Genomic DNA, 8,651 nt, shown 5'->3' with positions numbered 1-8,651 from the left:
CCTATTTACTAACTAAATAATAAATGATCTATGAAAATTACTGATCTGAAATTTTTAGCTATCGCCTTATTAGCAGTAACATTTTCATTTACACTGAACAGTTGTTCAGATGACGATGACGACAAAAAAGGAGAAGAAGTAAATTACACTCTGTCTTTAGCATCTGAAGACGATGCTTTATTAGAACTTCCTACCGACCAATTGGTCGACACGGTCGTTCACATTACGACAAACGCTCCTGCAGAATTAATCAAAGTAGAAGCTGTCGAAAATAACGGTTCTTGGTGTACTGCCAAAGTATTGAATAATACGACTATTTCGGTAAAGGCGGGTATTCATACCGAAAGCAACGACAGAACGGCGACATTCAAAATTACCGTACCCGGTGCAGAACCTGTTGAATTTACAATAACCCAATTAGGAACTGATACTCAAAACACTATTACACTCTCAGGTGTACCTATGGTAAACGATATATACTCTTATACCGCACCTTATAAAGACGGTGCTCCGTTCAGTTTTATCATTAAGACAAATGCCGCACGCTGGAACATAGAAATTGAAGATTATAATGATTGGGATGATAGTTACATTCCTTGGTACAGTATCAATAAAACAAGCGGACGCAGTGGAGAAACGGTTGAAATTCAATTTACTCAAGCGAATGAAACCGGTATGATGAGAAATATAATGTTAAATATCAGTGCCGGAACAGCAGAACCGGTAAGTATTTCTATCATGCAAAATCCCAAGCCTGCAACAGAAATTACGGTTTGGGACGCAGATTGGGAAACAACAATCGCAAACAATACATTATTGAGTTTCAATGCTAGCGATATCAGCACAAGCAGAGTTGAATACGGTATCGAAGCAAACGGAAGCATCGATGTAGCAATTTGTACTGCCGGAACATCAAATCCTATAACAGAAGAAGAATCTTGGTTAAATGCAAGTTACGGAATATACGGGAATGTTGTTATATCTCCCAAATCTGCTAATACCACAGGTACAGATCGCAAATTAGATGTTGTATTAAAAGGCGGTGATGTAGAACTTTTCCGCATCCCGGTAGTTCAGAAAGCCAACTAATATTTTTCCCTATTATAAAAAAGCGTTCGTTTATTGTAAACGAACGCTTTTTTATAATACCAAGTCTATATCAGCTTAAATAAATCAGGAACAAAACGGGAATCAAAATCCCTATTATAAATTCGATTCCTCCCCGACCGATAATTCCCTTATTTCCTTTATTCATAAACAATCCGGTAATCGTTATAATAATCAGAGACACGGCAAACACATCGGAGAACCATGTCCACCAACGCATCGGATTATAATGTAAACGATTGAAAGCACTCAATATCGGACGTTTTTTTACCGATTCATATAAAGCTTTACCGGTATTCATATCGACTTCTAAAGAAGAACCTCCTTTCAAAAAGACTTTCATCTGCTGATCTCCGAAATAATAGTGTTTCATATAAGCATTCTCTTCACCGATTTGCTTAAGTAAAACCAAAGTCTCTTCTTTCGACACTTTTTCCTGTTTCGGAAAATCGCCTTTCAATATAACTTCAGAACGAGAAATCCGATAATCCGAATTAAAATCACGTTTATGGTTCAATGCAATACCCGAAACCGCATAAACAATTATTATCCCGGCAAAAATAAAGGAAAGATCCCGATGAATGATCCGAAACCATTTGCGCATCTTAGCAGAAAAATTATTGGACGGCATATTCTGAAGCAACGATATGATATTGACTATAATAATTCTTGTTTTCTTTTTCGGTACGTTCTGCTATTGCTGCCCGAATTTCAGCAATTTGCTGTTTCAACATTGCTACAGCTTCAGGATTACCTTGCGGAGTCTTCAAACTTTCATCTAAACGGTGTTCCCAGTCAGAAAGAAAAGCTTCATCCACTCGTTGTTCATTAATAACGACCTTTACACGAACATTATTATTTCTCAGGTCGTTGCTGAACGAACCGATCTGAGACCCGGCCTCGACATTGACAATCTGAGTCGTATCGCTTCCCATCAAAGTAATATGAGAACCTCCATGTCCGCAAACATCGATACAAAAACCTTCCAGTTCTACTGTGTCACCGATCAAAGAATCTTGCAAAAACAACAGACTATCTACCTGATATACTTCGTCTGCCAATTGATCAGAAGATGTCGTTTTGGGCTGACACGCTACGATAAAAGAGAGTACCAATAATGATACACATAAATTTACTACTTTCATTTTATTTTTTATTTATCAGAATGAGTTTTGATTTATTTCTGCATAATAAATATTTATACACTACAAATATACTACTTACTTAATTAATTTCAATATAAAATATCGGCAATCATATTTTTCCAAACATCAAATCCGAAAAATAAAAAACTCGATAAAACGATTTTCAGTAATTTATTTAGGAAAAATTCCGTATATTCTTTCACTCAAATTAAAGTTTTTCTTATTTTTGCCAATAATTATTTCATATTATTGCAAATTACATCATAAAAACATACAATATAATAGTGAGTTATGAAAAATAACAAGACCGTTGGCTATAAAATACAAACGATTCGGGAAAATAAAAATATGAGCCGTAAAGAGGTAGCCGATCAAGCCGGATTAAGCGAAGAACAGGTTGCCCGAATAGAAGACAATATCGACTTACCGGCACTTGCCCCGTTGCTAAAAATAGCCCGGGCTATGGGAGTACGGTTAGGAACATTCCTTGATGATCAGGAAGAGCTTGGTCCTGTAATATGTCGAAATATGCAAGAGGAAAAAAGCATCAGTTTCTCAACAAATACTCCGAATGCATCCAGACACATGGAATATTATTCTTTGTCAAAATCGAAATCGAACCGCCACATGGAGCCTTTTTTTATAAACATAGCTCCAGCCCCGACAAACGAATATGAAATGTCTTCACATGAAGGAGAGGAATTCATCATGGTTACAGATGGAGAAATAGAAATCAATTACGGTAACGAAACATACGTTCTGAAAAAAGGTGATAGCATTTATTACGACTCTATCGTGCCTCATCACGTACATGCTTATAATAACCAAACAGCCAGTATTCTCGCTGTAGTTTATGTTCCTGCCTAAAAACCGCTAAAATTTCAGACTATGCAATTATTTGAAAAAACATTAGGAGATTTTCTCGAATATTGGGTAGAAAAAACACCTGATAAAGAATTTATCGTTTACTCGGACCGAGATTTGCGTTTTACTTACTCGGAATTCAACAAACGTGTAAATAATCTTGCCAAAGGGATGATGGCTATAGGAGTTGAAAAAGACTCTAAAGTCGGTATTTGGGCAACGAACGTACCCGATTGGCTCACATTTCTGTTTGCATCTGCCAAAATCGGAGCAATTCTGGTTACTGTAAATACGAACTACAAACAACATGAGCTGGAATATCTGGTAGAAAATGCCGATATTCACACATTATGCATTTCCAATGGTACATTCGACAGCGATTACATCGACATGACTTATACAATGCTCCCCGAATTGAAAACCTCACAACGGGGACATTTGAAAAGTAATAAGTTCCCCTATATGCGCAATGTCGTTTATATCGGACAGGAGAAACATCGGGGCATGTACAATACAGCAGAACTTCTTTTATTGGGAAATACCATAACCGATGAAAAATTGGAAGCCCAAAAACAGAAATTCAACTGTTATGATGTAGTAAATATGCAATATACTTCGGGGACTACAGGTTTCCCCAAAGGAGTAATGCTTACTCACCACAATATCACGAACAACGGATATTGTATAGGACAATGCATGAAATTTACTGAAAACGACCGGGTATGCCTTCCCGTACCTCTTTTCCACTGTTTCGGCATCGTACTAGGTATTATGGCCATCGTCACCAACGGGGGGTGTGCCGTAATGCTTGAACGATTCGATCCGCTTATAGTACTGGCCTCGGTTCATAAAGAACGATGCACTGCGCTATACGGTGTCCCGACAATGTTTATTGCCGAGTTGAATCACCCGATGTTCAGCATGTTCGACCTTTCATCTCTGCGCACGGGAATTATGGCAGGATCTCTGTGTCCCGAATGGCTTATGCGGGAAGTAATGGACAAAATGTATATGAAAGAAATCACAAGTGTTTACGGACTGACAGAAACATCGCCGGGCATGACTCAAAGTAAGGTCGATGATCCGGTCGAAGTCAGAGCATCGACAGTAGGAAGCGATCTTCCCGGAGTAGAAGTGCGTGTAATAGATCCGGAAACCCTTGAAGAATGCCCGGTAGGAGTACAAGGGGAAATGTGTTGTCGAGGATACAATATCATGAAAGGATATTACAAAATGCCGGAGGCCACAGCTGCCATTATCGATAAAAACGGATTCCTGCATTCCGGAGATCTGGGAATAAAAACACCGGAAGGTAATTATAAAATTACCGGACGCATCAAAGATATGATTATTCGAGGCGGGGAGAATATATATCCACGCGAAATTGAAGAATTCTTGTATCAGATCCCACAGATCAAAGACGTACAAGTTGCTGCCGTACCCTCAAAGAAATACGGAGAAGAAGTCGGAGCGTTCATTATACTGAAAGAGGGCGAAAGCCTGCATGACTGCGATGTAAAAGACTTCTGTAAAGGGAAAATTTCACGACATAAAATACCTAAATATATCTTCTTTATAGATCAATTCCCATTAACAGGTAGCGGAAAAATACAAAAATATAAATTAAAAGATTTGGGACTCGAACTATTAAAGAAACAAGGTATTACTCCCGACTGAAAAAGCTTTTCCATCTACCTATAATTTGATGATATCCTTTTGTCTGCCTATTCTTAACAGAAGAACAGACAAAAGGATTTTTCAAATATGATAGGGACAGCTTGTTAAATTTACTCTCATCAACTTTGAGAATTTCTTTACTAGAAATTTAGACGACAGACTCTTTTTCTTATATCCATAACTATAACGTAATAGAGACTCCTGAACCTGCATATTTACCTTGAGGACAGCCAACAGTAAAACGAGTACGGTTTTCCTTTGGGATATAAACTCCGCCTGAATACTTTCCGGAAATTTCAAAAACTATTGCTTTTAATTGCTGCGTAGGATCGGACATCGTTATTTTCCAACCATCTTTATAAGGCCGGAGTATAAATAATGCCGGAGTTACTGCAATAAAATCGCAATAAGCATCGAGATGAAGCAAACCCGGTTTATAAAATATAGCTGATATGAGATTATTGTTTTTTTGTTTTACAGCTTGGCACTCTTCGGTCCGGCTTAAAATATCCACTGACGAAAATGCTTTCCGACTACTTTTATCGGAAGGTGTTACCATGTAAGCATAACATCCCTGATGATTATCTAAAACACAAGTAAATATTTTTGCAGATTGTCCGGACATGCCGTAAAATGCAGCTATTTCATGCCAATTACCAAAACTCTTTTTTACAAAAATACGTCCTTTTTGTCCTGGAAGAATACAATAATCCCAGCCACCATGACTAACCCGACAGCTACTTTCTGGAGGCAACTCAAAAATATCATTTTTCAGAACAGATGTTTTCCCTTCAAAGTTTATGGTACAATTACCGGCATAATATGTTTGGTTTATCGTTGTCTGTAAAGAATCACCTTTGGAGCTACTTAAACCATTTCCCAAACATACAAATAAATCTCCGAACAAAAAATACCCCTTTTTCCCCGTTACTCCGTCACGATCGAGAGAAAAAGCGGCAATACCGTTTTCTCCATCAGCTATCACGCCGGAAAACGCATTCCCATTACGATACCCTTTCCATCCTAATAAAGGTAAATTCCCATAATTTACAGGTACGGTTATACCGGGCAAGAGACGCCAATCCCAAACCGGAAATATATTCTCATATTCTTTCCCATCTCGCATTAAAGTCGTCACACCGTCTCCTAAATAATATCCTTTCAGATTCTCTTTATTACCTGTCTCCGTAGCAATGACACGAGGAGAAGAAAATCTCACGGAGATATAAGCTTTTTGAGTTTTACTAACCAGCATGTCCGACCGATAAAAAGCATAAGTTCCGAAAGAATCACAATTCTGGGATTCAGCAAGAATAGAACTGTACGATTTTTTATATTGACAAGCCCGCTCACGATCGACATGAGAAATATCGGACAAAGCCTGTACCAATGCCAAGGCCTTTCCTCTTTGAACATTCTTAAATAGCTGACGACCGCAAGCGCTAAAATCCATTCTACCATTCCATATAACACGCTCCAACCCTTTTAACAGGTAATCTCCCAATATTCCAATCTGTTTCTCAGTAAAAGAAAATTTTGTATCCCGAAAAATACAGGCCCAGTACGTCATACTCAAAGCATAAGCAAGGCCATAATTACCAAATTGTAACTGAGGGCCATGCAAATGATATGAATAATCGGGTTGTATCCCATCTCCCATCGTTAGATATATTTCCGAAACTATTACATCTCGAGCCAACTCCAATTCGGTTTTATCTTCCTCAAATAACGCTTTATAGACAACATTTCCTGCTAACCAAACTTTATTTTGTCCGGTCTTGCCTATATGAGAACGGCACAACTGTTCAAGTGCCTTACTTCTTAAATCCTCGGACAAATAATCTTCCATCATCAACAATGCAGGTCCGAGCATTTTATTAATTCCGATATCGGTAAACCACCAATTTGTAGAAGTATTTTCGTAATTACACCAATAACCCAATCCCGATAAAAATGCTTTTAGTACCTTATCTTGATGGTACTGACCAGATTTCACTGCACAATAGCTTTTCGCCAAATGAAAAAGACGAGCTACATGAAAAGACGGAAGCCAAAGACTTGCACTTCGGTCTTCATAATTTATATCCGGCCAACTTCCATCCGGTAACTGCGAAACAACCCAATGTTCTACTGTATCATAAGGTAAAAGAATATTCAGATACAATTCCTTAACAGACTGATCAATATATGAACCGTTATCTGTCAAACGAATAATCTCAGATACTATTTTTTCATCTTCATATAATGAACTCGTATGCCATTCTATCAGATTCTTCTTACAAATTTGTATATCTTCAGCATACGCCATATTGAAGAGAAAAAAGAAAAAAATAGACAATATTTTATAAGGGCAACCTCCCATTTATATCAATTTTCAAAAGTTCTCATAATACAATTTTATAAACTCGATTTTCTATGCCAGATTACCGTATATTCTGTCCTTCCTCTTTTAAGCGTTTCCGCAATAAAGTTACATCAACTTCATGCACATCCGGTTTTACGGAACGGGCAGCCAAAGCCCCAGCTAATCCGGCAGCTTCACCAGTCACCAAACAAGCCGGCATAACCCGCAAACTGCCAAAAGCATATTCATCTGTAGATATACAACGACCTGCTACCAAAACATTTTTCAATTTCTTAGGAGTAAGGCAACGATACGGAATCCCGTGAGATTCCCCTTTGGAATAACGAGGATAACGCTTTTTCTTGTTCTTTTTATGAACATCGATATAATAACAATTCCGTCCTATTTCATCATCAAAAGATCTTCGTGCCAGCCAATCATCTATCGTAAATAGATAATCACCCACAATACGACGGCTTTCTCTCAATCCCAATAACGATCCCGTCGCCGAAAGATAAGAATCACCGAAAATTTCCGGAGCAAACTCATGTAAACCTTCATCCATTTGTTTCACTAACTGCCGTCCCCGCATCATTGCGTCCGAAAGATCCAGAGGGTCGGTACTATTCACCTGTATATGCCCTGCATTAAACATCAAAAAGGAGGGAGCTGACATCTTTACATTAAAATGCGAATCAGGAATCAAAGGATATTTACCCGAAGCCAAAATCTTATGAATGGGACTTTGCGGTTTAGCACCCTCTATCGTATAACGAGCTTTATTATAATTTTGCTGATTCACATTCGCCATAGAAAAACAGAGTGTTGCAGACTGTACTTTTTCCGACTCATCTCCATGCAGAAAATCTGCTCCAGCCCAAGCTGCCATATCTCCATCTCCAGTACAATCAATATATACTTTTGCCTTATATGCTGTCAATCCGGCTTTATTCGACACGATAATCGAATCTATCATTTCATCATTTTTCATTTCCACAGCAGATAACTGGGTAAATAACAATACAGAAGCTCCCGAACTCAAAACCATTTCATCATATACCCTTTTCAACTGCTCAGTATTTATCGGTAACCAGTTATAATTGTTTTCCGGGACGTGAGGTACACCTTTTTTAGCAGCCCTCATCACCTTTTCAGCCAATCCGTTATAAATTATTTTTTCACCATCTGTAAAAGGACACCAAGCATTCATCAATCCGGCAGTACCCATGCCTCCCAGCATTCCCGTAGATTCAATTAAAAGCGTCTTCGCTCCTTCCCTTGCTGCGGCAATAGCAGCAGTACATCCAGAAGGTCCTCCTCCGACAACAATTACATCCCAACCCTCTGATATCGGGACAGAACATTTTTTTAAAGACATTTTTTTTCTATCCTCTGAATTAACGGGCAACGCAGCAGAAACAGATGCAATTCCCGATACGGCAACACCCATTATACCCAATTGTTTCACAAAATTCCGACGTGATATTCTATTTTCTTCCATATTTTTCTTTACA

The 8,651-nt window shown here is 38.3% G+C and carries 7 protein-coding genes; 3 read left to right on the top strand and 4 right to left on the bottom strand.

The annotated features are described in order from the left end of the window. Positions 1-30: 30 nt before the first annotated feature. On the top strand, positions 31-1,089 hold the full coding sequence (locus tag Q0093_RS12275) for a BACON domain-containing carbohydrate-binding protein (RefSeq protein WP_297930879.1): 1,059 nt from the start codon (positions 31-33) through the stop codon (positions 1,087-1,089). 70 nt (positions 1,090-1,159) lie between these two features. On the opposite strand, the gene Q0093_RS12270 is transcribed toward Q0093_RS12275, so the two are convergent. Beyond that, positions 1,160-1,711, bottom strand: a complete 552-nt coding sequence (locus tag Q0093_RS12270) for a PepSY-associated TM helix domain-containing protein (RefSeq protein ID WP_297930877.1) — start codon at positions 1,709-1,711, stop codon at positions 1,160-1,162. Positions 1,712-1,724: 13 nt separating this feature from the next. After that, a complete protein-coding gene (locus Q0093_RS12265; RefSeq protein WP_294178772.1) occupies positions 1,725-2,252 on the bottom strand; it encodes a hypothetical protein in 528 nt (175 codons plus the stop codon). A 291-nt stretch (positions 2,253-2,543) separates the two neighbouring features. Between Q0093_RS12265 and Q0093_RS12260 the strand changes: the two genes are divergently transcribed. Both Q0093_RS12260 and Q0093_RS12255 read left to right on the top strand, forming a co-directional pair. Next, positions 2,544-3,119 carry a cupin domain-containing protein gene (locus tag Q0093_RS12260; RefSeq protein ID WP_294178771.1) on the top strand — a complete coding sequence of 192 codons (576 nt, stop codon included), beginning with the start codon at positions 2,544-2,546 and terminating at the stop codon, positions 3,117-3,119. A 21-nt stretch (positions 3,120-3,140) separates the two neighbouring features. Then, a complete protein-coding gene (locus Q0093_RS12255; RefSeq protein ID WP_297930873.1) occupies positions 3,141-4,793 on the top strand; it encodes an AMP-binding protein in 1,653 nt (550 codons plus the stop codon). A 181-nt stretch (positions 4,794-4,974) separates the two neighbouring features. On the opposite strand, the gene Q0093_RS12250 is transcribed toward Q0093_RS12255, so the two are convergent. Then, a complete protein-coding gene (locus Q0093_RS12250; RefSeq protein WP_297930871.1) occupies positions 4,975-7,101 on the bottom strand; it encodes a polysaccharide lyase family 8 super-sandwich domain-containing protein in 2,127 nt (708 codons plus the stop codon). Between the two features lie 115 nt (positions 7,102-7,216). Next, a complete protein-coding gene (locus tag Q0093_RS12245) occupies positions 7,217-8,638 on the bottom strand; it encodes an FAD-dependent oxidoreductase (RefSeq protein WP_297930869.1) in 1,422 nt (473 codons plus the stop codon). Positions 8,639-8,651: the final 13 nt, after the last annotated feature.

Origin of the sequence: uncultured Coprobacter sp. (assembly GCF_947855755.1) — a bacterium.
Taxonomy (GTDB): domain Bacteria; phylum Bacteroidota; class Bacteroidia; order Bacteroidales; family Coprobacteraceae; genus Coprobacter.
Note: the sequence above shows the minus strand (reverse complement) of the source record. Positions and strands in the feature narration are given on the sequence as shown.

Excerpts from the sequence above, each read along its gene's own strand:
- Q0093_RS12275 (WP_297930879.1), top strand. The coding sequence starts at position 31 with ATGAAAATTACTGATCTGAAATTTTTAGCTATCGCCTTATTAGCAGTA.
- Q0093_RS12270 (WP_297930877.1), bottom strand. The coding sequence starts at position 1,711 with ATGCGCAAATGGTTTCGGATCATTCATCGGGATCTTTCCTTTATTTTT.
- Q0093_RS12265 (WP_294178772.1), bottom strand. The coding sequence starts at position 2,252 with ATGAAAGTAGTAAATTTATGTGTATCATTATTGGTACTCTCTTTTATC.
- Q0093_RS12260 (WP_294178771.1), top strand. The coding sequence starts at position 2,544 with ATGAAAAATAACAAGACCGTTGGCTATAAAATACAAACGATTCGGGAA.
- Q0093_RS12255 (WP_297930873.1), top strand. The coding sequence starts at position 3,141 with ATGCAATTATTTGAAAAAACATTAGGAGATTTTCTCGAATATTGGGTA.
- Q0093_RS12250 (WP_297930871.1), bottom strand. The coding sequence starts at position 7,101 with ATGGCGTATGCTGAAGATATACAAATTTGTAAGAAGAATCTGATAGAA.
- Q0093_RS12245 (WP_297930869.1), bottom strand. The coding sequence starts at position 8,638 with ATGGAAGAAAATAGAATATCACGTCGGAATTTTGTGAAACAATTGGGT.